Consider the following 21,213-nt stretch of genomic DNA (forward strand, 5'->3'; position numbering starts at 1 on the left):
CATATATCGGGAAGAATCAGATGTTGGCGCAATGCGCTTGCAACGTTCTGGGGAATTATTCCGCCGGCACGCACAAGTATCTGTAAACCGGTAAATCTGATTGGCGACATCGATGATAGCGACATCGCACGTACATCCTGCGCTGAATCGCAAGCTGATCTCGATCGACGAGATTCTCGACGCCCGCCCGCAACGCCCCACCGTCACCAGCCGCAATCGGGGGTGGGACGGCGTCATTGTGGATGTCCACGCTCCGCGTGTCGATTGCGCCGAAAGCCATCCGGGCCTCGATCACCATCTGATCAGCTATTGCGCCTCAGGTAGCGGACGGCTCGTTCAAGGCCGCGCCGGAACGGTTCACGAGAGCCTGATATCGTCAGGGGTCTCGCTGGTCATGCCCGCTGGCTATGATTCGACCTGGGAAGGCGATTCCGCCACGTCGGCGCGCCTGCGCGTGCCGGCGGCGCTCGTTACCCGAGCCGCCGAGCAGACCGGCAAGCGTTGCGTTTCGCAAGTCGAGATCCGCAACATGTTCGAAGTGCGCGATCCGGTGATCGAGCGGCTGGCGCTGACCTTGCTGGCCGAGATGGATATGGAGCCGCATCCCGCGCAGGCGCTGATCGTCGATGCGATCTCTGTCGCGATCGCCGCGCATCTGCTGCGCCGCTACAATGCGTTCGAGGCCCCCGAACGGCATGATCCGACGCCGCTCGGCCGGGTGGAACTGGCGCGGCTGACGAGCTTCATCGAAGATAATATCGATCGCACCATCGGCCTTGCGGATCTTGCCGCCGTCGTCAACGTCAGCCGTTTCCACTTCACCCGGCTGTTCAAGCGCAGCACCGGCCACACCGCCAGCCAGTTCATCGAACAGTGTCGGGTCCGCCGTGCACAAGCGCTGATCCGCGATACCGATCTGCCGCTCGCCCAGATCGCGTTGATGACGGGCTTTGCCGACCAGAGCCATTTCACGCGCCGATTCCATCGGCAGATGGGCAGCACGCCGGCGGTCTATGCGCGCGAGATGGGCCGCCGCCGGTCCGTTCGTCGCAACTGACCGTCTTGCAACGGGGGGATGCAATGCGGCTGACCAGACGAGTAGAGATATTGATCGAGTGCGACCGCGCCATGATCTTCGATATATTGGCGGACCTCCGCCACTATGGCGATTGGCTGCCTCATTCGCTGGTTTTCAGGGGGGCGAGCGCGATTTCGCCCGGTCCGATCGGCGTTGGCACGACCTATGTCGAAACCAGCCCCTGGGGCACGCGCCGGGGCGTGATCGCGGCGATGGACCGTCCCGATCGCATTGCATACCGACAGCCCATGACGCTCAACCCTCGCTGGCTGGGCACGATCATCGTCCGGGTCGAGGACAGCCTGATTCCTGCCGGGCGTTCGACGCTTCTGCGACGGGATCTGCATTTGCGCTTCCGCGGGATCGTCGCGCTCGCGGCCCCCGTCGTCACGCGGTCCTTCCTGTCCGAGATCGCGCGGATCCAGAGGCGGCTGAAATCCCGTATCGAAGCGCTGGCGCCGCCCGCTGCGGAGGAAACGGAAAAGCTGGCCGATCACCCTTCGCGCGGCCGCTGAGACAATCCCGTTCCATCCCGAGCAACAAGCCTCAAGCAAGGAGGCGCTTGCGCATTAGGATGCAAGCGGGGATTTGTGAGGGATGCCATGGCGAAGCATGTCGCGATCGCACGACTGAGATCGTCAGGCGCCGCTGGCCGACAAAAAAACATATCGTCCGGATGAGATCGGGCATGTGCTGGGCCGAGGTCTATGAAGGCGCCTCGCTACAGTCGGAGGAGATCATCTTCCGGTCCTGGGCGCTGGACATCATGGCGCGGGTGCGCGGCGACAGCGAAGAGAGAAGAAACGGGACGGCATCGCGCCCGATCTTCGCAAAAGGCGTCATTGGCCTCGCTAACGCCGTCCTGATCGTCGATCGCGCCATGCCAGCCGAACTGGCGGTCGATCATTTCCAACCCGGCACCCGCCTGCCCGTCACGCTGCGCCTGTCCAACGCCAGCCCGTCCTTTCAATCCGACAGCATGCCCGACATGCGCGGCTTCGCGATGCGGCTCACGCTGCCGGGCGGTCATGTCCACGATCTGCTGCTCACCAACTGCCCCATCGCCTTTGCCCGCAACGCACGGCAATCGCGCGATCTCGCCCTTGTCCGGGCGGATGCCCCCGACATGTTTCTGGCGCGCATCGCGCAAAGCATGGGGGAAGGCGAGGCGCACAGGATCGCCCGGCAGATGAAGGCGTGTTTTCGCCTCTGCACGAGCCTGGCGGATGAGCGCTTCTGGAGCGCAGTCCCCTATTTGTGGGGCGAACAGCCTGCCCGTTTCGAGCTTCGACCGATGGCGGACACCACGCCGATCGAAAGCACATTGGACCATGGCGACGATGGACTCTCGCTCGATTTTGCCCGTCGGCTCGCGGTAGGACGGATTGGATATCGCCTCGCGATCCAGCCCTATGTGGATGCGGAGCGGACGCCGATCGAGGATGCGTCGGTCGACTGGCTTCCGGAGATTTCGCGCCCGGCCGAGATAGCGAGCCTGATCATTCCCCGGCAGAATATCGGGAGCGCCAAGGCAGAGGCGCTGCGCCGGCAAATCGACATGATGGCTTTCGATCCCTGGAATGCGCCCGCGCGCTTCCGCCCGCTCGGCAGCGTCAATCGCTTCCGCCGGATCATCTACGAGATGAGCGCGCAACGGCGCGCGACCGCCCAGCGCGACGCCCCGACGGCATGACGGGACAGCCCGCAACGCAACGAGGAGCGACGTACCGCAACATCGCGCAAGATTGCGGGCCGCCGATCCCATAGCCCTGTCGTCGGTTCTCGCGCCGGAACGTCGCGGGGATCGAAGCTATAACGCAACGCCGCCGCATCAGCGCGCGCGGGGCATCCTCTGGAGGTAAGAATGTCCAATAAAGTCTCGACTCTCATCATCGGCGCACTGGCGGCTGCTGGTGCCGTCGCCCCCGTCGCGGCCAAGGACTATACGCCGGCCCAGCGCGAAAAGCTGAAGGCCGATCACACTGCGCTGGTGAAGGCCGGCAAGGTCGAGCCGTGCTTCGGGGCCGCGCTGAAGGGCAAGAATGACTGCTATGCCGGCGCTGGCACCACCTGCGCCGGAACCAGCACAGTCGATTATCAGGGCAATGCCTTCAAGCTCGTCCCCAAGGGCACCTGCACCGCGATCAAGACCCCCAAGGGGCCGGGCAGCCTTTCCCCCAAGGCCTGACCCCCGAAACGCGATCGGGCGGTCCACCCCCGCCCGATCGCACCCGCCCCCTCTCGTCCGGACATATCTTCGATGGCGCTTTCGCCCGCGCAATCCGATCTCGCCCTGGTCGCTCTCGCAACCGTGCTGATGTGGCTACCCTACACGGTCGCGCTCATGGTGCGCGGCGGTCTTATGGCGGCGATGGGCAACCGCGATGCGACGCCGGCGCTGCCTGCCTGGGCCGAACGCGCGCACCGCGCACATGCCAATGCGGTCGAGAACCTTGCCGTGTTCGCGCCGCTCCTCCTCCTTGCAACGATCGCAACGCCCGATGCCCCGCATCTCGCGCCGGCGGCGCGCATCTATCTGGCTGCGCGCCTCATCCACTACGGCGTCTATGTGGCAGGCATCCCGGTCGTCAGGACCCTGGCGTTCGTGACCGGCTGGGGCGCCACGCTGGCGGTCGCCGCCGCGCTCCTCGCATGATCAACCGGTACGCCATGCCCGGCTGGCCTTCGCTCAGCGGCGTAGGCCTGAAGCCGCAGCATGTGCCGGCGATCCTCACCGAGCTTCCCGATATCGGCTTTTTCGAGATCCACGCCGAAAATTACATGGGTGCCGGCGGGCCACCACATCTTCACCTCAGGGCGATCCGCGATCATTATCCGCTGTCGATCCACGGCGTCGGCCTTTCGCTCGGCGGCGCCGGCGCGATCGACGAGGCGCATCTCGATCGGCTTGCCGGGCTCGTCCGCCGCTACGAGCCGATCCTGGTTTCGGAGCATCTCGCCTGGTCGTCGCACGATGGCGCCTTCCTCAACGATCTGCTCCCCCTTCCCTATACTCGCGCCTCGCTCGGGCGTGTCGTCGGCCATGTCGATCATGTGCAGGCCGTGTTGCGGCGGCGCATCCTGATCGAGAATCCGTCCACCTATCTCGGCTTTTGCGAAAGCGAGATGGCGGAAACCGACTTTATCGCCGAAGTCGTGAAGCGCACGGGCTGCGGCCTGCTGCTGGATATCAACAATGTCCACGTCGCAACGACCAACAGCGGCAGCGAGGCGCGCGACTATCTGGCGGCGTTCCCGCTCGAATGGGTGGAGGAAATCCACCTTGCCGGCCACGCGCCGCGTATCGACGCGAATGGCCTGACCTTGCTGGTCGATTCGCACGACCGGCCGGTGGCCGAACCGGTCTGGCAGCTTTATCAGGCCGCGATCGACCTGATCGGCGCGCGCCCGACGCTGATCGAGCGCGACGCCGATATTCCCGAATGGACCGAGCTTCATGCCGAGGCGCGACGCGCCGAGGCCTGCATGAGCGCCGTCGCCGCAGGAGCCCGCCATGCCCTCGCTTGCTGAACGTCAGGCCACATTCGCCCGTGCACTGCGCGATCCGGAAGCGCCGTTGCCCGCCGATCTGACGACACGGCGGGGGGCGGCGGAGGTCGAGCGCTTCGCCGTCTATCGCAACAATGTCGCGGTGGGCCTGATCGAGGCCCTGCGCGCTGGCTTCCCGGTGGTCGACCGGCTGGTCGGCCAGGAATTCTTCGGCGCGATGGCGCGCACCCACGCGCTGCAAAGCCCCCCTGCCTCGCCCGTCCTCCTCGCCTATGGCGCAGATTTTCCGGCGTTTATCGGCAGCTTCGAGCCCGCCGCCGCGATCACCTATCTCGCCGACGTCGCACAGCTCGAATGGCGTTGGCTTGAAAGCTATCACGCGGCCGACGCCGATTCGATGCCCGCCACGGCGCTCGGCGCCCTGCCTGCGGAGCGCTGGCCCGGCCTGCGCCTCATCCTGCATCCCTCCGCACGGCTGCTGCGCTTCGCCACCCCGGCGCTTTCGGTCTGGCGCCTTCATCAGGGCGATGGCCCACCTGCCGTCCCCGAAATCGAAGACAAAGTGGAGCATGCGCTGATCCTGCGGCCCTGTGCCGAGGTGGCCGTGCTCGACCTATCGATCGGCGCCTTCACTTTCCTGTCCGCAATCGCGGCCGGGGAAAGCATCGCCGACAGCATGCCCCGCGCGATCGAGGCCGAGCCCGGTCTGAATGTCACCGAAATGCTCCCCCGGCTGTTCGCAGCCGGGACTTTCGCAGGCTTCGCTACCGGCGAGCAAACAGGGATTGTGAAAGATGAACTTTAACGACGGACATACGGCTCGGGGCGACGGCCTGACCGCGCGCGCGGCGCAGACGCTCGGAGTCATTGGCAGCTACGCTGCACCGCCGGTGATGCGGATCGCGCTTGCGTTACCTTTCCTCCGATCCGGGCTGACGCGCTGGGATCCCTTCCCCACCCTGTCGCTGGGAACGCAGTTCCTGTTCGAGGATCAGTTCAAGCTGCACCTCTTCGGGCAACTCGTCGACCTGCCGTCGCCGATGCTGCTCGCCTATATGACGGCCTGTGCCGAGATCGCCCTGCCTCTGCTCCTTCTGCTCGGCCTCGCGACGCGCTTCGCTGCGCTGGGGCTGCTGATCATGACCGGCGTGATCCAACTGGTCGTTCCCGAGGGCTGGGCGAATTTCCACCTATACTGGGCTGGGCTGGCGCTGGGCGTCATGGCGCTGAGCGGCGGCCCCCTGTCGCTCGATCGCGCGCTCGCCTGGCTGTTTCGGTCCCGCTGAGCACGCAGGAGGCAGCCGTCCGCCAGATTCCCGGTCCGGCCTCGCACAAACGATATGCGCGCCATTCGGAGGGACGAATGGCGCGCATCGGTGCGTGGGCGCGGGCCGGGAGGGATTGGGCCAGCGCCCGAACTCGAGGCCGCTTACTTGCGGATGAAGGCGAGCAGATCGGGATTGAGCACGTCGGCGTGCGTGGTCAGCATGCCGTGCGGGAAGCCCTTGTAGATCTTGAGCTCGGCGCCCTTGACCAGCTTGGCCGAAAGCACGCCGGCATCCTCATAGGGCACGATCTGGTCGTCGTCGCCGTGGAGGATCAGCGTCGGCACGGTGATCGCCTTCAGATCGTCGGTGAAGTCGGTTTCCGAGAAGACCTTGATGCAGTCATAATGCGCCTTGGCCGCGCCTTGCATGCCCTGGCGCCACCAGTTGCGGATCGTGCCCTCATAGACTTTCGCACCGGGACGGTTGAAGCCATAGAAAGGACCGCTGGCGACATCGAGATAGAATTGCGCACGGTTCGCGGCGAGCGCGCTGCGCAGCCCGTCGAACACCTCGATCGGCAGACCGCCCGGATTCTTGTCGGACTTGACCATGATCGGGGGGACGGCGCTGACCAGCACGGCCTTGGCGACGCGGCCGGGCTTGGCGCGCGCGACATAGCGGGCGACTTCGCCGCCGCCGGTCGAGTGGCCGATATGGACGGCGCCCTTGAGATCGAGATGATCGGTGAGCGCCGCGACGTCGGCAGCATAAGTGTCCATATCCGTGCCGAGATCGGTCTGGCTCGATCGGCCATGGCCGCGCCGGTCATGCGCGATCACGCGATAGCCCTGCGCCAGGAAATACAGCATCTGCGTATCCCAGTCGTCGGCCGACAGCGGCCAACCGTGATGGAACACGATCGGCTTCGCAGTCTTGGGACCCCAGTCCTTGTAGAAGATCTCGGTGCCGTCCTTCGTCGTAATCATGCCCATGTCATGGTCTCCATTTGAATGTTGAAGCGCAGGAACGGCAGCAATCGCCGGCTCGGCAAGCGAAGCGAGAATGGCTGCGGCAGTCAGGCCGCCAAGCGCTGTGCGGCGCGTGACGTCCAGAGTGTGGCCAGTCGTTGAATCGGAGTCTTGCATCGTCATAGCCTGCCCTCCCCGAAATTCTTCGCCGGTCATCGGCGACGAAGGTGAAATTGGCACAAGCAGGCGCAGATGCCAGACTATATATTGGTATAGGTCGGTGGCGGACGAAATTGCGGCGCGGAATGACGCGCGCAGCCGAAGCGTCGCCATGGAAAGGCGACGTTCGCTGTGTAACCATTTTCCGAAGAAGGATGGCTCCCCGGGCCTGATTCGAACAGGCGGCCGTCCGATTAACAGTCGGATGCTCTACCGCTGAGCTACCGGGGAACGCTCTAGGCGAGGCGCGCCTATAGCAGCGGCTTTTCAGGAAAGGCAAGCCGGTCAGACCATAAATTGTTCCATGGCGATCCGATCGTCGAGCGCATGCTCGGGATCGAACAGCAGGCTGAGCGGGAGCGAATGGTCGATCGACACTTCGACGCTGGTCACGTCGCGCACTTCGCGCTGGTCGGCGACGGCGCTGACCGGGCGCTTCACGGGATCGAGCACGCGGAAACGCACGCGCGCGCTTTCGGGCAGCACTGCGCCCCGCCAGCGCCGGGGGCGGAACGGGCTGATCGGCGTGAGTGCGTGAAGCCCCGAGCCGAGCGGGAGAATCGGGCCGTTCGCCGAGAGATTATAAGCAGTCGAGCCGGCGGGGGTCGCAACGAGCACGCCATCGCAGACGAGTTCCTCGATCACGACGCGATCGTTGACCGTGACTTCGAGCTTGGCTGTCTGGCGCGTTTCGCGGAGCAGCGAGACCTCGTTGATCGCCGGCAGGCTGAAGTGCTCATCCTCGATCGTCAGGGCCTCCATGCGCAGCGGCGTGACGGCGAAACTGCGCGCGCGCGCCAGCCGCGCGTCGAGCCCGGTCGCATCATAGGCGTTCATGAGGAAGCCGACCGTACCGCGATTCATGCCGTAGACCGGTACGATTCGCCGCCGCTCGAGCATTTCGTGAAGCGTCTGGAGCATGAAGCCGTCGCCGCCGAGCGCGACGATCAGATCGGCCTCGCGTGGATCGACCCATTCGTAGCGCGCGCGCAGCTCTGCCTCGGCCGAACGAGCTGCATCGACCGGTGACGCGACAAGCGCGCGCTTCATCCGCCGGTGACGCTCATATGGCGCGAGACGGCCGGCCGCGCGCGATCGATGTCGAATTCGTGCCGGCGCGGCTTGGCGGCCATCGCCTGGTCGATCGCAGCGTCGAGCGCATCGACGCCGCCTTCGCGGAGTGCGGTTTTCAGGTCCACCCGATCCTCTTGCCCCAGGCACATATAGAGATGCCCGTTCGTCGTAAGCCTTACGCGATTGCAACTGTCGCAGAAATTATTGGTGAGCGGCGAGATGAAGCCCAGCCGGATACCCAGCGGCTCGACGAGCGAATAGCGCGAGGGGCCGCCGGTGCGATGCTGCGTTGGCAGCAAGGCGAATTGGCGTTCGATTTCCTCACGCACGCGGGTCAGCGGCAGGAATCGGTCGCGCCGGTCCTCGTCGATCCGGCCGAGCGGCATCGTTTCGATCAGCGACAGGTCGAAGCCATGCTCGCCGCACCAGCGCAGCATCGGCACGATCTCATCCTCGTTGACACCGGCAAGAGCCACCATGTTGATCTTGACGGCGAGGCCGGCGTCGCGCGCGGCCATGATGCCCGCCAGCACATCGTCGAGCCGATCGCGGCGCGTGATCCAGGCGAAGCGTTCGCGATCGAGGCTGTCGAGGCTGACATTGATTCGCTTCATGCCTGCCGCAACGAGCTCGGGCGCGGCCTCGGCGAGGCGCGAGCCGTTGGTCGTCATGGTGAGCTCGGAAAGACCGTGGCCAAGATTCGCGCCGATGCTCCGCGCCAGCGTCGCCATCCCGCGCCGGACCAGCGGCTCGCCGCCGGTGAGGCGAATCCTGTCGACGCCGCGGGCCACGAAACGATCGGCGATCGTCGCGATCTCTTCCAGCGAGAGCAACTCGGCGCGGGGTAGGAAGGTCATTTCCTCCGACATGCAATAGCGGCACCGGAAATCGCAGCGATCGGTCACCGAAATACGCAGATAGGTGATCCGGCGACCATAGCGGTCGACGAGCACATCGGTCTTCGGGGGCGCGACGGTCGCCATCCCGGTGAGGTAGGCTGTCGCATCGGCAGGGGCAAGGGCATTGGCGCGCGGGCAAAGCGCGGCTAGCATCGTTTCGTCTGGAGACCGAAACGTGACCGAGTTGCCGATCGCGCCCTTGCACAGTTCCGTCGGCCAGCCGCTCTTCATCCTGTCTTTCAGGCATCGCGACGAGCTGGCGGCTGCGGTTTCGCGCGCCGGCTGGCGCGCGATCGCCGCGCGGCGCGCGGCGGGGATCGAGCGGCGGTTCATCGGCAGCGGGGCGGCGATCGCCGTGGTCGACGCGCGGGGCGCGTTCGATGCGGGGGTAGAGGCGCTGCGTGCGCTTGCCGATCCGGCGCAGTCCAATGCCGCAGCTTTGCTCATCCTGCTATCGCGCGGCGACGTCGAGCGGCTCGATGAATGTCATGCGGCCGGCGCCACCCATTATCTCGCCAGCCCGTTCGGCGAGGCAGAGCTGGGTCAGGCTTTGCGCTTCGCCGAGCGGCATGCCGAGAGGATGGCGGCCGGCTGGCGCTCGTCGGGCGCGCCGGGCGCGAGCCGAAGCGAAGAGCTCAACTGGCGCCTGACCGGAGGGCGCATAATGCTGAGCGATGCGTTGGCGGGCGAGATCGGTGCGGTCTCGGCGCCACGGATGCTCTATACACTGCTCGATCCGCAAGGGCGAAGCGCCGCACGCGAGGCGCTGCGCCGGCTGCGCGACGGGGCGGACGCGACGGCCTTCACGCACCTGATGCCGGGCAGCGACGCCAGCGTCGCGCACCATCTCCACCGCCTGCCCGATGGCATCGCGGGCACGATCGAGCCGCTCGCGCAGGAAACCACGCCAGGCCGGCGTCACCGCGACGCGCTGACCGGGCTGGCCGACAGCGGCGAGGCGCGGCGCTGGATCGCCGAGGCGATCAGGCGTGGCACCGGGACGGGGCTGCTCCTCATTTCGATCAACCGTTTCGAGCTGGTCAACAGCGCCTATGGGCGCGCGGCGGGTGATGCCTTGCTCAAGGCTGCGGCGAGGAGGATCGAGCGTGTGGCGCTCGACGCCAGCGGGCGGCGGACTCTGGTCGCGCGCATGGCGGGAGCCGAGTTCCTCGTCGGCGTGGCGCCGGGCATGTCGGCCGAACGGATCGACCTGCTGGCAGGGGATATTGTCGAGGCGGTCGCCCGCCCCTTCATCTCGGGCGCGGATACTTTCGTGCTAGGTTGTCGGGTGGGGATCGCGATTGCCGACGATGACGGGGCCGAGGTTACCGGGCTGCTGCGCCGCGCGAGCGCCGCGCTGGCCGAGGCGAAGGAGCAGGACGGCGCGCCGATCCGGCGGCTGAGCGGCGACGAGGCGGTGGCGGCGGCGTGGGACGATGCGCTGGCGGTCGATCTGCGCCGCGCGCTGGCGCAGGACGAGATCGAGATACTCTTCCAGCCGCAGGTCGCGATCGCGACGGGCGAGATCGTGGGTGTCGAGGCGCTCGCGCGCTGGATTCATCCCACTTATGGCGAACTGGGCGCGGCAACGCTGTTCGCCGCCGCCGAGCGTTCGGACCATATCGTCGAGCTTTCCGACCATATCCAGCGGCGCGCGATCGCCGAGGCGGCGGCGTGGAACGGCGCGCTCGCGCGGCTGCGCCTGTCAGTCAACATCGTTGCGGCCGACATCGGGCGGCCGGGCTTTGCCGAGCATTTCCTGGCGATTGCGGATGCGGCGGGTTTTCCGCGCGTGCGGCTGACGGTCGAGCTGACCGAAAGCGGGCTGATCGACGATCTGAGCAGCGCTGCCGACCTGCTGGCGGCTCTGCGCGCGGGCGGCTGCCGCGTTGCGATCGACGATTTCGGCACGGGCTACTCGAGCCTTGCCTATCTGAAGGCGCTGCCGCTCGATTATCTGAAGATCGACAAAAGACTGTCGGAGGACATCACCGGATCGAGCCGCGACCGCGTGGTGGTGCGCGGCGTGATCGAAATGGCGCGTTCGCTGGGGCTGGGCGTCGTCGCCGAAGGCGTCGAGACCGAGGAACAGCTGGCGCTCCTCGCCGAGGAAGGCTGCACCTATTATCAGGGCTTTCTGTGCGCGGAGCCGCTCAGCACCAAAGCGCTGGCCGAGCTGGTCGAGCGCCCCCATCGCGGCCATTGACCAACGGCCGGGCTCAGCCCGGCCGTCATCATGTCAATCCGAGAACAGGTTGCGATAGCGGTAAGGCTGCGAGCGCAGATACTGGTCCGGCGCCTTGATCGTCGCCCCGAGATGCGCGGCAGCATGCCAGGGCCAGCGCGGATCGTAGAGGATGCCACGGGCGAGCGCGACGAAATCGGCATCACCGGTCGCGACGATCGCCTCGGCCTGATCGAAGTCGGTGATTAGCCCGACCGCCACCACCGGCGTGCTGACCGCCTGCTTGACGGCGCGGGCCAGCGGAACCTGGTAATTGGGCGAAACCGGGATGGCCTGGCGCGGATCGAGGCCGCCGCTCGACACATGAATGGTCGCGCAGCCACGTGCTTCAAGCGCCTTGGCGAAGGCGATCGTTTCCTCGATCGTCCAGCCGCCGTCGACCCAGTCGGTGCCCGATACGCGCACCGTGACGGGCTTGTCCGCCGGGAAGGCCGCCCGCACGGCGTCATAGACTTCGAGCGGGAAACGCATCCGGTTTTCGAGGCTGCCGCCATATTCGTCCTCGCGCCGGTTGGAGAGTGGCGAAAGGAACTGGTGGAGCAGATAGCCATGCGCGGCATGGATCTGCACTGCGTCGATTCCCAGCCGGGCGGCGCGCGTGGCGGCGGCGGCGAAGGCATCGCGGATGCGGATCATGCCGGCGCGATCGAGCGCGATCGGCGTCTCGTCGCTGCCCTCGAAGGGGAGCGCCGAGGGCGCGACCGTCCGCCAGCCATTGACGTGGCTCGACGGGATCTGCTCCCCGCCCTTCCACGGCAGATCGGTCGAGGCCTTGCGACCGGCGTGGGCAAGCTGGATCGCGATCGGCATGTCCGACCAGCGGCGGATGCTTTCCAGCGTACGCGCCATCGCCGCTTCGTTCTCATCGCTCCACAGGCCGACATCGGCATAGCTGATCCGGCCTTCGGGAAGCACGGCCGTCGCCTCGATGGTCAGCAGCGCGGCGCCCGAAAGCGCGAGGTTGCCGAGGTGGATGAGGTGCCAGTCGGTCATCGAACCGTCGACGGCCGAATATTGGCACATCGGCGCGATGATGATGCGGTTGCGGAGGGACATTTTTCCAAGCCCGAAGGGCGTGAACAGAGTCGGTTGCGGCATGTTGATCTCCGAGGGGGAAGAGCTGGGGCCGGCCGTTCAGGCCAGCCCCGGGAGGGGGGCTGCGGGATTGACGAGGCCGGCTTCGCGCAGCTCGCGCCAGAGGTCGGTCGGAATCTGCTCGGCAAGCGCCGCGCTGTCCTCCGCGATGCGGCTCGGGCGGCTGGCGCCCGGGATCACCGCTGCGACGGCGGGGTTGGCGAGCGAGAATTGCAGGCCTGCGGCCTTCATGCTGATGCCGTAGCGATCGGCGATCGCCTTGATTCGCGCGACCTTGTCGAGGATCGCGGGGGTCGCCGGCGCATATTCGAAATTGGGTCCGCCGACGAGCGCGCCCGAGCTGTACGGGCCGCCGACCACGATGCCGAGCCCGCGTTCTGCGACCCTGGGCATCAGGCGCTGCAAAGCGCGGTCATGATCGAGCAGCGTGTAGCGCCCGGCGAGCAGCGATCCGTCGGGGCGCGGCCCATCGAGTTCGAGCAGAAGCTCGATCGGCTCGACGCGATTGACGCCCAGCCCCCAGGCCTTGATCACGCCTTCGCCGCGCAACCGGTCGAGCGCCTTGAACGCCCCCTTGCGTGCGCTTTCGAACATGCCGAGCCATTCGTCGCCGTAAAAATCCTGCGCGACGTCATGAACCCAGACGATATCGATATAGTCGGTCTTCAGCCGCTTCAGACTATCCTCGATCGAGCGCAGCGTCGCGTCTTCGGAATAGTCGTTGACCACCTTGTTGGGGCGGCCGTGCTTGAAGACCTCGCCTTTCTCGCCATTGTCGCGGCCGCCGGCATCCTCGATCTCGTCGAGCACGACGCGGCCGACCTTGGTGCTGATCACATACTCGTGCCGAGGGCGGGCGGCGAGCGCATCGCCCATGCGGATTTCAGCGAGGCCAGCGCCGTAGAAGGGCGCATTGTCGAAATAGCGGATGCCGTCGTTCCACGCCGCCTCGACCGTCGCGAGCGCTTCGGCCTCGGGAATGTCACGGAACATGTTGCCCAGCGGAGCGGCGCCGAAGCCGAGCTTGCCGGGAAGGATATCCTTGAGTGCCATGATGATGATCCTTTGCTTCAGGCGACCGAGGCAGCGTCGAGCACGAAGGCCGTGCGCGCCGCGAGGTCGCCGATGTGGGAGAGATAGTTCTGGAAATGGGGTGTCGCCCGGTGGCTCGCCACCGCACCCGCATCGGCATAAAGCTCGTCGAGCAGGAAGCGGCTGGCGTCCGCCTGATCGCGCCACAGATCATAGCGGAGATTGCCGGGTTCGGCGCGCGAGGGTGCGAGCATCCCGTCCAGCAATGCCTTCAGGGCGTCCGCCTTGCCGGGAAGCGCTTCAAGTACCGCCACGATCTTCACATTGGTCGTCATCTTGCGCCTCCCATTGCCATGTGCCGGGTCGGCGGAGCGCCGGCGAAGCGCCCCGCCTGTCATTCTTGTCCTCATGCGCCCACGCGCTTCGCGTCGAGGGCCTCGATCAGCTTCACAGCGATCGGGCGATCCGAGCGGGGATTTTGCCCGGTGATGAGCTCGCGGTCGATTACTACCTTAGGTTCGAAATCGACGGCACCGGTGGTCACCTCGCCGCCCGCTGCGCCCAGCGCATAGGGCATGTCGAAGTAGATTCTGGCGTGGAGGATATGATCCTCGACGACCTTTTCCTCGGTCGCGGAGAAGACGGTCATCCGGTAACCGGCATATTGCCAGCCCTTCGCCCACAGCCTGGCCTTTTCGATGTCTCCGGCGATCAGCGCGGCGCGAAATTCGCGGGCGTGCGGCATCGCCGCCGTGGTCGCGATCGGGCCGTGGCAGAGCAAGGCGGTCGGCTTCGCCGCTTCGTGGAAGTGGCGGAGGATTTCGCCAAGCTCGGCATCCTGCATCAGATCGACGACGGGCGCCTGCCCGCCGGGGACGAAGACGCCGGCGTAGGTGTCGAGCCCCTCGTCGATCACCTGGCGCAGCGTGCGGACCATATTCATCGCCGGATCATGGTCGAAATAGTCGCGCGCCTTGCGATAGGCGGCTTCGTCGCCCCTGAAATGGTCGGCCGAGTCCGACGCGGCGTCGATCGTCGGCCTGGCGCCGTTCGGCGTCGCCAGCACGACTTCGTAGCCGGCATCGACCAGCGCCATGGCAGGCACCACGGTTTCGTTGAGATACTGGCCGGTTTCACCCCAGCCGCCGCCCCGGACTTCGATCCGGGTGGCATTGGAACCGATCACAAGCACTTTACCCTTGGCCATCTGAGCCTCCTGCTAGTCTGCGTCCGAACCGGACGAGGACCAGATGCGCCTTGCCCACTCATTCCAGAAGTTTATTTCTTGGATTTTAGATATTGCCATGAGAGTATATCTCATGCGCTACGACCTCAATCTGCTGCCGATCTTCGTCGCCTTGATGGAGGAGCGGAACGTCACCCGCGCCGCCGAGCGGCTGGGGATGACACAGCCGGCCCTGTCCAATGCGCTCGCGCGGCTGCGGCTGATGCTGCAGGATCAGCTCTTCATCCGCGAGCGTTACGGCATCCAGCCGACGCCGATCGCAATCGAGCTGGCGCCGGTGATCGCCGACGCACTGGCGACGCTCGACGATGCAGTGCTGGGGCAGCAGGATTTCGATCCGGCGACCGCCGAGCGCCTCTTCACGATCGCACCCAATGGCTATGTCGAATATGTACTCGTCCCCGCGATCGTCGCGCGGCTGGAGGCCGTCGCGCCCGGCATCCGGCTGCGGCTGACGCCTTATGGCAACGACCTGACCGAGACCGGCGTGGTTTCGGGCACGACGGCGATGGCGATCGGGCGCTTCGTCGACCCGCCCGACAATCTCGTCGTCCAGCATCTGATGGACGACGGGCTGGAATGCGTCGTCCGCAAGGATCACCCCGGGATCGGCGACACGATCACGCGCGGGCAGTTCGAAGGGCTTCGCCATGTCAATGTCGTACCGCCGGGGCGGATGCGCGCGGGGCTGTTCCAGGCGCTGGCGCGGCAGGAACTGCGGCGCGATATCGCCTTGTCCGTCACCAATTTCTTCGCGGTCGCCGAAATGGTCGCCGTCACCGACTATTGCGCCACCCTGCCCCGGCTGATCTGCCGCAGGCTGGCGCATGATCCGCGATTGAAGCTGCTGGCGCCGCCGGTCGATCTCGGCTCCTTCCCGGTCGAGATGGCATGGCATGTGCGATACCGGCACGATCCCGCGCATCGCTGGCTGCGCGGGCTGGTCGCAAGCGTCGCGGCCGAGGTTTCGGCGGCACGCTGACGTCAGCCGGCTGAGCGCGGAGCGAACGGCAAAATCGGACCTCCCGCCTCACCTCCGGTTCCTGATCCCCGCCGGGCCGGTCGCCAGTCGATCGATCTGGCTGAGAAACGCCCTCAGCACCGGCGATGGATTGTCGGCGCGATAGCCGATCGCAAGGTCGATGGTGGGCGGCTCGCCCTTGAGTGGCCGGCTGACCACCGACCAGGGCAGCAATGGCTCGACATAGGCGGGGAGCAGCGCGACGCCGCGCGTCGAAGCGACCAGCGAAATGCCCATCGCGAAATTGTCGATATGGTGGCTCGGGGTGATCTCCACGCCGCTCCGCCGCAGATAATCGTCGACCACGGCGCGCAGGACATGCGGGACATCCGTGAAGCCGACGAAGGTCTCGCCCTCCAGATCGCGGGGATCGACCTCCGCCTCCCGCGCCAGGCGATGATCGCTGGGCAGGATCGCGACCAATGGTTCGTGGGCGACCACGCGATAATCGACGTCGGGTCGCTGTTCGACGCGAAGGAAGCCGAGGTCGATCTCGCCGCTCTGCAGCGCATCGGCAAGGTCGGGCGAGTAAAGGCTGCTCACCTTGAATTCGATGCTCGGCAGTTCGGCGCGCAGGATCTGCGTGACATGCGGCAGCCAGTCGACTTCCTGTCCGGTGAGGAATCCGACCGAGAATACCGCCCTGGCCGGGCGCGCGGCGCGCCGCGCCGCCTGCACCGCCTCCGCAGCCTGCCCCAGCGCCAGCCGGGCATGATCGAGAAAGGCGCGGCCCGCCGGCGTCAGATCGATCCCACGCGCGCCGCGCGTGAAGAGCTGGGCGCCGACCTCCAGCTCAAGATCGCGCAGCTGGCGGCTGAGCGAAGGCTGCGCGGTGTGCAGCCGCTTTTCCGCAGCGACCGTCAGGCTGCCCTCCTCGGCGACCGCAACGAAATAGCGAAGATGACGCAGTTCCATGCCACAGTCATGCCTGAGAGATATGGCTAGAGAGCATAGAAAGTCTTTCTCATCGGCGCAACGCCAGCCTATCTATCCGCCATCGAGATCAGGTTCAGTTCCACAAGGCATGGCTCCGCAAAGCGGATTCCGTGAGCGCCCATGCCCTGCCCGGCGCCGCCAGCCGCAAGGAGACATGTTATGACTTACACGCATGAAACCGCCCCGACCCAGTTCGTCGAGGCCAATGGCATCCGCTTCGCCTATCGCCGCTTTGGCAAGTCGGGCGGCGTGCCGATCGTCTTCAACCAGCATTACACCGGCACGATGGACTATTGGGACCCGGCGGTGACCGACGGCCTGGCCCAGACCCGCGAGGTCATCCTGTTCAACAATGCGGGGGTTTCCAGCTCGTCGGGCGAGACGCCGTCCAGCTTCCAGGAAATGGGCGCCAATGCCATCGCCTTCATCCGTGCGCTGGGTCTCGGCCAGGTCGACGTGCTCGGCATCTCGATCGGCGGCTTCGTCGCGCAGGAGATCGCGCTGCAGGGCGGCGACCTCGTCCGCAAGGTGATCCTGGTCGGCACCGGCCATCGCGGCAACGACATGACCGCCAGCCGCTCGAACGAGATCTTCGCCGGCAGCTATGATCCGCCCGAGCATCTGTGGCTCGCGGTCCATTTCTCGCCCTCCGAAACCAGCCGCAAGGCCGGGCTCGCCTTCCTGGAGCGCAAGTGGCGCCGCCAGGATCGCGATCCCGAGGTGAGCGCGCAGACCGTCGCCGCGCAGGGCGAAGCAATCGGCAAGTGGATCGCGCCGGAAGAAGAAGCTCTCGCTTACCTCAAGTCGATCACGCAGCCCGTGTTGATCGTGCAGGGCAGCAACGACGTGATCATCCCCACCGAACATTCGGTCACGCTCCAGCAGAACCTGCCGAATGCCCAGCTGATCATCTACCCGGATTCGAACCACGGCTCGATCTACCAATATCCCGAGCTGTTCGTGGCCGAAGCCAATCTGTTCCTGAACGCCTGACCCGGGGGTGCGCCGCGTGCGCGCCTCTCCCCTCCTACCAAGCAAAGGAATCTCGTCATGTCGAAATTGAACGGAAAGACCGCCCTCGTCACCGGCGCATCGCGCGGCATCGGCGCCGCGATCGCCAGGCGGCTTGCAGCGGACGGCGCGAACGTCGCCATCACCTACACCAAGGGCGCGGATGCCGCCGCCAAGGTCGTGGCATCCATCGAAGCCGCCGGCGGCAAGGCCGTCGCGTTTCAGGCCGACGCGGCCGACGCCAGGGCCGTGCAGGCAGCAGTCGAGCAGACCACCGCCCGCTTCGGCGGCCTCGACATCCTCGTCAACAATGCCGGCACTGCCATTCCCAAGCCGTTCGAGGAAACGTCGCTGGAGGAAATGGACCGGGTGATCGACATCAATCTGCGCGGCGTGTTCATCGCCACGCAGGCGGCGCTGAAGCATATTCCCGACGGCGGGCGCATCATCACCATCGGCTCCTGCGTGGGCGAGCGCGTGATGACCCCTGGCCTTGTCGCCTATTCGGCGACCAAGGGCGCGGTGAAGCTGTTCACGCAAGGCCTTGCCCGCGAAGTCGGCCCGCGCGGCATCACCGTCAACAATGTACAGCCCGGTCCGATCGACACCGATCTGAACCCCGCCGACCAGGAATGGGCCGAGCCGCAGATCGCGGCCACTGCGCTCAAGCGCTACGGCCATGTCGACGATGTCGCCGCGATGGTGGCGTTCGTCGCCGGCCCGGAGGCGGGCTACATCACCGGCGCGAACCTGACCGTCGACGGCGGCACCAATGCCTGAGGGAGGTCGAGCCATGGCCAACTGCAACGGCAAAGTCGCGCTCGTTACCGGCGCGTCGCGCGGCATCGGCCGCGCTGCCGCCCTCGCCCTTTCGCACGCCGGCGCGCATGTCCTCGTCCACTATGGCCGCAGCGAAGCCGAAGCCGGGGACGTGGTCGAGGCGATCCGTGCCGCGGGCGGCAAGGCCCAGGCAATCGGCGCTGATCTCTCCAGGCCCGACGGGCCGGCCGAGCTTGCCGGGAAAGTGCGCGCCATTGCCGGCGATCGGCTCGATATCCTCGTCGCCAATGCCGGCATCGCGAAGAATGCGAGCATCGAGGACACGACGATCGCGGATTTCGACGCCCTGTTCGCCGTCAACGTCCGCGCGCCCTTCTTCCTCGTCCAGCAATTGCTGCCGATCCTGCGAGAAGGATCGAGTGTGATCTTCGTCTCGTCGCTGGCGGCTCATGCCGCCGTGGGCACGATCGCCGCCTATGCCGCGACCAAGGGAGCGATCGACACGCTGGTCAAGCAGTTCGCAGCCCAGCTCGGCCCGAGAGGCATACGCGTCAACGCCGTAGCGCCCGGCGTGGTCGCCACCGACATGTCGAGCTTTGCGAAGACGGAGGAAGGCCGCGCCTTCACGCTCGGCATCCAGGCGCTGCAGCATGTAGCCCAGCCCGAGGACATTGCCGGCGCGATCGCCTTCCTCGCCTCCGACGCGGCGCGCTGGGTGTCCGGCGATACGCTGCGCGTCGACGGCGGATCGAAGCTCTAGACCCCGGCCGGGCGGCGCGGGCTTTTACCCATGGGCGGCCGAGTTTGGGGAATGGAGCTGTCGCGACCGACTCGCGCCGCCCGGCAGCGGGGGGCTTCCCCGACCATCACGCCGAACGCCGATACTGGAGCCAGCGCACGAGAAGGCCGGCGTTGACCAGCATCACCACGCCGTAAAGCGTCGGCGTGATCGCCAGCGACAGATCCTTCAGGATCGACAGCGTCAGCAGCGTCGCCATCGTCGCATTATGTACTCCCGCCTCGATGGCGATGGTCAGCCGATCCCTGGCCTCAAGCCCGATCAGCACGGCAAGCCCGAGGCCGATCGCCATGCCGAGCGCATTGAGCGTCCAGATCGCCGGCCCGGCACGGACGAGATTCGCGAGAAGCAGCGATGCGCTGGCGACCACCGAAAGGCCGATCACCACGATCAGCACGATCAGCGAAGCCGGGCGGAGATAGGGCGCCGCACGCTCGGCAAAGGCCGGGCTTGCCTTACGCAGCGCCATGCCCAGCGCGATCGGGATCACCGTCATGATCGCAAGCTGCGCCATGGTCGACAGGATCGAGAGCTTCGGCGCCGCGCCGCCGACATAGAGATGCTGCAGCCCCCAGCGGGCAAGGATGGGGATGGTGAAGACGGTGATCAGGCTCGACAGCGAGGTCAGCACCACCGCAAGAGCAACATTCGCCTTCGCCGCGAAAGTGATCGCGTTGGACGTCACGCCGCCGGGACAGATGGCGAGCAGGAACAGCCCCGCCGCCATCGGCGTGGGCAACGCGAACAGCCAGGCGACGGCCAGCGCGAGCGGCGGCATCACGACGAGCTGGGCCGTCAGCCCCGCCCCGACCGCCACAGGATTGCGCCCCGCCTCGGCAAAATCGGCAAGCCGCAGAGACAAACCCATGCTGAACATGATCGCGATCAGCCCGACAGGCACCACGAAACTGTTCACGAATGCCGAGATTTCCGGCGGCATAGCCCCATCCCCCGCCTGTCAGATGATCCAGAGAGCGCTGACATAGCCCAGAAAATTCGCGGCGAGCCAGCCCTTGCTCAATCGTGCATCGCGTGCGCGGCCGCGATCAGCTCGCTCCCCGATATGGCGGGGACGCCCAATCGCGCGAGCAAGCCGAACATCGCGTCCCACCAGCGATGGAAGGCGACAAGATCGCCCTGATCACGGACATAGGGCGTGTTGCCGGGGACCAGCGACGGCGAATGGAAAGCGAAGCTGAGAATCGGCACGCCTTCGCCCAGCATTAGGCGGACGGCTTCGGCCGCATCGGCAAAGGGCATGCCCTCGGGCGTCAACGCGACGCGCGACAGCAATTGCGCTCGCGCAGCCAGTGACAGGCCGAGAGGCAGCCTTGCGAGTGCGGCGTAGAGCCGCCAGCCCCCGCCCCGCAGCACGCCCGTCAGCGCGACGCCCAGCGGCTGGGCAAGCAGCGCGCCGTTCGTGCCTGCCCAGAAGGGCTGCGGCCCGAAACGCCTGAAATCGACCCCACCCTCGCGGGCATAGTTGAACAGGGGCCGCGGCGAGAGATCGAGCGCAAAACCTTGCCGCAGCAGTATCTCGGCGCTGTTCGGGCCGACGCCGTAGCGCCCTGCACGATAGATGACGGGACGCGTTCCGAATGCCGTGTCGATCCGCCCGGCGAGCGCGGCGATCTTCGCTTCCTCGTCCGTTTCGGGCAGCGCGCCGGCAAAGGTCGAACCCAGCCCTTCGGGCGGCGTGACCCAGGGATGCAGCTGCGCGCCGATCTCGGCACCACCCTCGGCGAGTGCTTCCGTGATCGCCGCCACGGCCTCCGGCGCATCGGCGACCGGATAGTCGACGAGATAGATGGGCCGCGCACCGGCATCGACGAGGCGGCGATGCATGGCGGGGATCGCGCGCGCCGCGCTGACGCCATAAGCCAGCCATTGCTGGCGCCGGCTCCAGTCGAATTCCTCTTCGGTGTCGATGCCGATCAGGTAGCGGCGGTGGAGCGCAGCGGGCAGGCGAGCGAGCCGGGCGGGCGGCGGCGGCAGGTCCAGCCTGCCTTCCCCCTCGCCCATGCGCGCCTCC

At 66.4% G+C, this 21,213-nt stretch carries 23 protein-coding genes and 1 tRNA gene; 13 read left to right on the forward strand and 11 right to left on the reverse strand.

The window, feature by feature from the left end; translation table 11 throughout:
* Positions 1 to 112 precede the first annotated feature (112 nt).
* The 8 genes from AC3WT0_RS01230 (at position 113) to AC3WT0_RS01265 (ending at position 5,874) form a co-directional block, all read left to right on the forward strand.
* Positions 113 to 1,057, forward strand: coding sequence for a helix-turn-helix domain-containing protein (locus tag AC3WT0_RS01230; protein ID WP_492750778.1), 945 nt, complete (start codon positions 113 to 115; stop codon positions 1,055 to 1,057).
* Positions 1,058 to 1,080: 23 nt separating this feature from the next.
* Positions 1,081 to 1,593 carry an SRPBCC family protein gene (locus AC3WT0_RS01235; protein WP_492750779.1) on the forward strand — a complete coding sequence of 171 codons (513 nt, stop codon included), beginning with the start codon at positions 1,081 to 1,083 and terminating at the stop codon, positions 1,591 to 1,593.
* A 173-nt stretch (positions 1,594 to 1,766) separates the two neighbouring features.
* Complete coding sequence (locus AC3WT0_RS01240) at positions 1,767 to 2,771, forward strand: catalase family protein (RefSeq protein WP_492750781.1); 1,005 nt, start codon at positions 1,767 to 1,769, stop codon at positions 2,769 to 2,771.
* A 171-nt stretch (positions 2,772 to 2,942) separates the two neighbouring features.
* Positions 2,943 to 3,266 carry a BufA1 family periplasmic bufferin-type metallophore gene (locus AC3WT0_RS01245; RefSeq protein ID WP_492750783.1) on the forward strand — a complete coding sequence of 108 codons (324 nt, stop codon included), beginning with the start codon at positions 2,943 to 2,945 and terminating at the stop codon, positions 3,264 to 3,266.
* Positions 3,267 to 3,338: 72 nt separating this feature from the next.
* On the forward strand, positions 3,339 to 3,734 hold the full coding sequence (locus tag AC3WT0_RS01250) for an MAPEG family protein (RefSeq protein WP_492750784.1): 396 nt from the start codon (positions 3,339 to 3,341) through the stop codon (positions 3,732 to 3,734).
* Positions 3,731 to 4,609, forward strand: a complete 879-nt coding sequence (gene bufB / locus AC3WT0_RS01255) for an MNIO family bufferin maturase (protein ID WP_492750785.1) — start codon at positions 3,731 to 3,733, stop codon at positions 4,607 to 4,609. Before AC3WT0_RS01250 ends, bufB begins: the two co-directional genes overlap by 4 nt.
* On the forward strand, positions 4,593 to 5,393 hold the full coding sequence (locus tag AC3WT0_RS01260) for an HvfC/BufC N-terminal domain-containing protein (protein WP_492750786.1): 801 nt from the start codon (positions 4,593 to 4,595) through the stop codon (positions 5,391 to 5,393). The genes bufB and AC3WT0_RS01260 overlap by 17 nt, the downstream gene beginning before the upstream one ends.
* The gene (locus AC3WT0_RS01265) at positions 5,383 to 5,874 is read left to right on the forward strand and encodes a DoxX family protein (RefSeq protein WP_492750787.1); all 492 of its coding nucleotides are present in this window, start codon (positions 5,383 to 5,385) and stop codon (positions 5,872 to 5,874) included. Before AC3WT0_RS01260 ends, AC3WT0_RS01265 begins: the two co-directional genes overlap by 11 nt.
* Before the next feature lie 143 nt (positions 5,875 to 6,017).
* Here AC3WT0_RS01265 and AC3WT0_RS01270 read toward each other — a convergent pair whose 3' ends face one another.
* The 4 genes from AC3WT0_RS01270 to moaA form a co-directional block, all read right to left on the reverse strand.
* Positions 6,018 to 6,848 carry an alpha/beta fold hydrolase gene (locus AC3WT0_RS01270; RefSeq protein ID WP_492750789.1) on the reverse strand — a complete coding sequence of 277 codons (831 nt, stop codon included), beginning with the start codon at positions 6,846 to 6,848 and terminating at the stop codon, positions 6,018 to 6,020.
* A gap of 351 nt (positions 6,849 to 7,199) precedes the next feature.
* Positions 7,200 to 7,274, reverse strand: a tRNA-Asn gene (locus tag AC3WT0_RS01275).
* Between the two features lie 54 nt (positions 7,275 to 7,328).
* Positions 7,329 to 8,093, reverse strand: coding sequence for an NAD kinase (locus AC3WT0_RS01280; protein WP_492750791.1), 765 nt, complete (start codon positions 8,091 to 8,093; stop codon positions 7,329 to 7,331).
* Positions 8,090 to 9,100 carry a GTP 3',8-cyclase MoaA gene (gene moaA / locus AC3WT0_RS01285; protein ID WP_492751182.1) on the reverse strand — a complete coding sequence of 337 codons (1,011 nt, stop codon included), beginning with the start codon at positions 9,098 to 9,100 and terminating at the stop codon, positions 8,090 to 8,092. The genes AC3WT0_RS01280 and moaA overlap by 4 nt, the downstream gene beginning before the upstream one ends.
* A 91-nt stretch (positions 9,101 to 9,191) precedes the next feature.
* On the opposite strand from moaA, the gene AC3WT0_RS01290 reads away from it, so the two are divergent.
* Entirely contained in the window at positions 9,192 to 11,222 is a 2,031-nt protein-coding gene (locus AC3WT0_RS01290; RefSeq protein WP_492750793.1) for a putative bifunctional diguanylate cyclase/phosphodiesterase, read from the forward strand.
* A 33-nt stretch (positions 11,223 to 11,255) separates the two neighbouring features.
* On the opposite strand, the gene AC3WT0_RS01295 is transcribed toward AC3WT0_RS01290, so the two are convergent.
* The 4 genes from AC3WT0_RS01295 to AC3WT0_RS01310 form a co-directional block, all read right to left on the reverse strand.
* Complete coding sequence (locus AC3WT0_RS01295) at positions 11,256 to 12,359, reverse strand: NADH:flavin oxidoreductase/NADH oxidase (protein ID WP_492750795.1); 1,104 nt, start codon at positions 12,357 to 12,359, stop codon at positions 11,256 to 11,258.
* Between the two features lie 36 nt (positions 12,360 to 12,395).
* Positions 12,396 to 13,409 carry an aldo/keto reductase gene (locus AC3WT0_RS01300; protein ID WP_492750796.1) on the reverse strand — a complete coding sequence of 338 codons (1,014 nt, stop codon included), beginning with the start codon at positions 13,407 to 13,409 and terminating at the stop codon, positions 12,396 to 12,398.
* 17 nt (positions 13,410 to 13,426) lie between these two features.
* Positions 13,427 to 13,723: a putative quinol monooxygenase gene (locus tag AC3WT0_RS01305; RefSeq protein ID WP_492750798.1), complete on the reverse strand. Its 297-nt coding sequence runs from the start codon at positions 13,721 to 13,723 to the stop codon at positions 13,427 to 13,429.
* Between the two features lie 71 nt (positions 13,724 to 13,794).
* Entirely contained in the window at positions 13,795 to 14,595 is an 801-nt protein-coding gene (locus tag AC3WT0_RS01310) for a type 1 glutamine amidotransferase domain-containing protein (RefSeq protein WP_492750800.1), read from the reverse strand.
* A 97-nt stretch (positions 14,596 to 14,692) separates the two neighbouring features.
* Here AC3WT0_RS01310 and AC3WT0_RS01315 point away from each other — a divergent pair, with 97 nt between their 5' ends.
* A complete protein-coding gene (locus tag AC3WT0_RS01315; RefSeq protein ID WP_492750801.1) occupies positions 14,693 to 15,616 on the forward strand; it encodes a LysR family transcriptional regulator in 924 nt (307 codons plus the stop codon).
* A 48-nt stretch (positions 15,617 to 15,664) separates the two neighbouring features.
* On the opposite strand, the gene AC3WT0_RS01320 is transcribed toward AC3WT0_RS01315, so the two are convergent.
* On the reverse strand, positions 15,665 to 16,570 hold the full coding sequence (locus AC3WT0_RS01320; RefSeq protein WP_492750802.1) for a LysR family transcriptional regulator: 906 nt from the start codon (positions 16,568 to 16,570) through the stop codon (positions 15,665 to 15,667).
* A 180-nt stretch (positions 16,571 to 16,750) separates the two neighbouring features.
* On the opposite strand from AC3WT0_RS01320, the gene AC3WT0_RS01325 reads away from it, so the two are divergent.
* The 3 genes from AC3WT0_RS01325 to AC3WT0_RS01335 are packed head-to-tail and all read left to right on the forward strand — an operon-like array spanning position 16,751 to position 19,142.
* The gene (locus AC3WT0_RS01325; RefSeq protein WP_492750804.1) at positions 16,751 to 17,584 is read left to right on the forward strand and encodes an alpha/beta fold hydrolase; all 834 of its coding nucleotides are present in this window, start codon (positions 16,751 to 16,753) and stop codon (positions 17,582 to 17,584) included.
* Positions 17,585 to 17,641: 57 nt separating this feature from the next.
* Positions 17,642 to 18,382 (forward strand): 3-oxoacyl-ACP reductase family protein, encoded by a 741-nt coding sequence (locus tag AC3WT0_RS01330; protein WP_492750806.1) that lies wholly within the window; start codon positions 17,642 to 17,644, stop codon positions 18,380 to 18,382.
* Positions 18,383 to 18,395: 13 nt separating this feature from the next.
* Positions 18,396 to 19,142: an SDR family NAD(P)-dependent oxidoreductase gene (locus AC3WT0_RS01335; protein ID WP_492750808.1), complete on the forward strand. Its 747-nt coding sequence runs from the start codon at positions 18,396 to 18,398 to the stop codon at positions 19,140 to 19,142.
* Positions 19,143 to 19,248: 106 nt separating this feature from the next.
* On the opposite strand, the gene AC3WT0_RS01340 is transcribed toward AC3WT0_RS01335, so the two are convergent.
* Positions 19,249 to 20,121: a bile acid:sodium symporter family protein gene (locus AC3WT0_RS01340; protein WP_492750810.1), complete on the reverse strand. Its 873-nt coding sequence runs from the start codon at positions 20,119 to 20,121 to the stop codon at positions 19,249 to 19,251.
* Positions 20,122 to 20,198: 77 nt separating this feature from the next.
* Positions 20,199 to 21,203, reverse strand: coding sequence for a polysaccharide deacetylase family protein (locus tag AC3WT0_RS01345; protein ID WP_492750812.1), 1,005 nt, complete (start codon positions 21,201 to 21,203; stop codon positions 20,199 to 20,201).
* Positions 21,204 to 21,213: the final 10 nt, after the last annotated feature.

The sequence above is a fragment of the Sphingomonas sp. EU05-FHT14C10 genome (assembly GCF_058790595.1).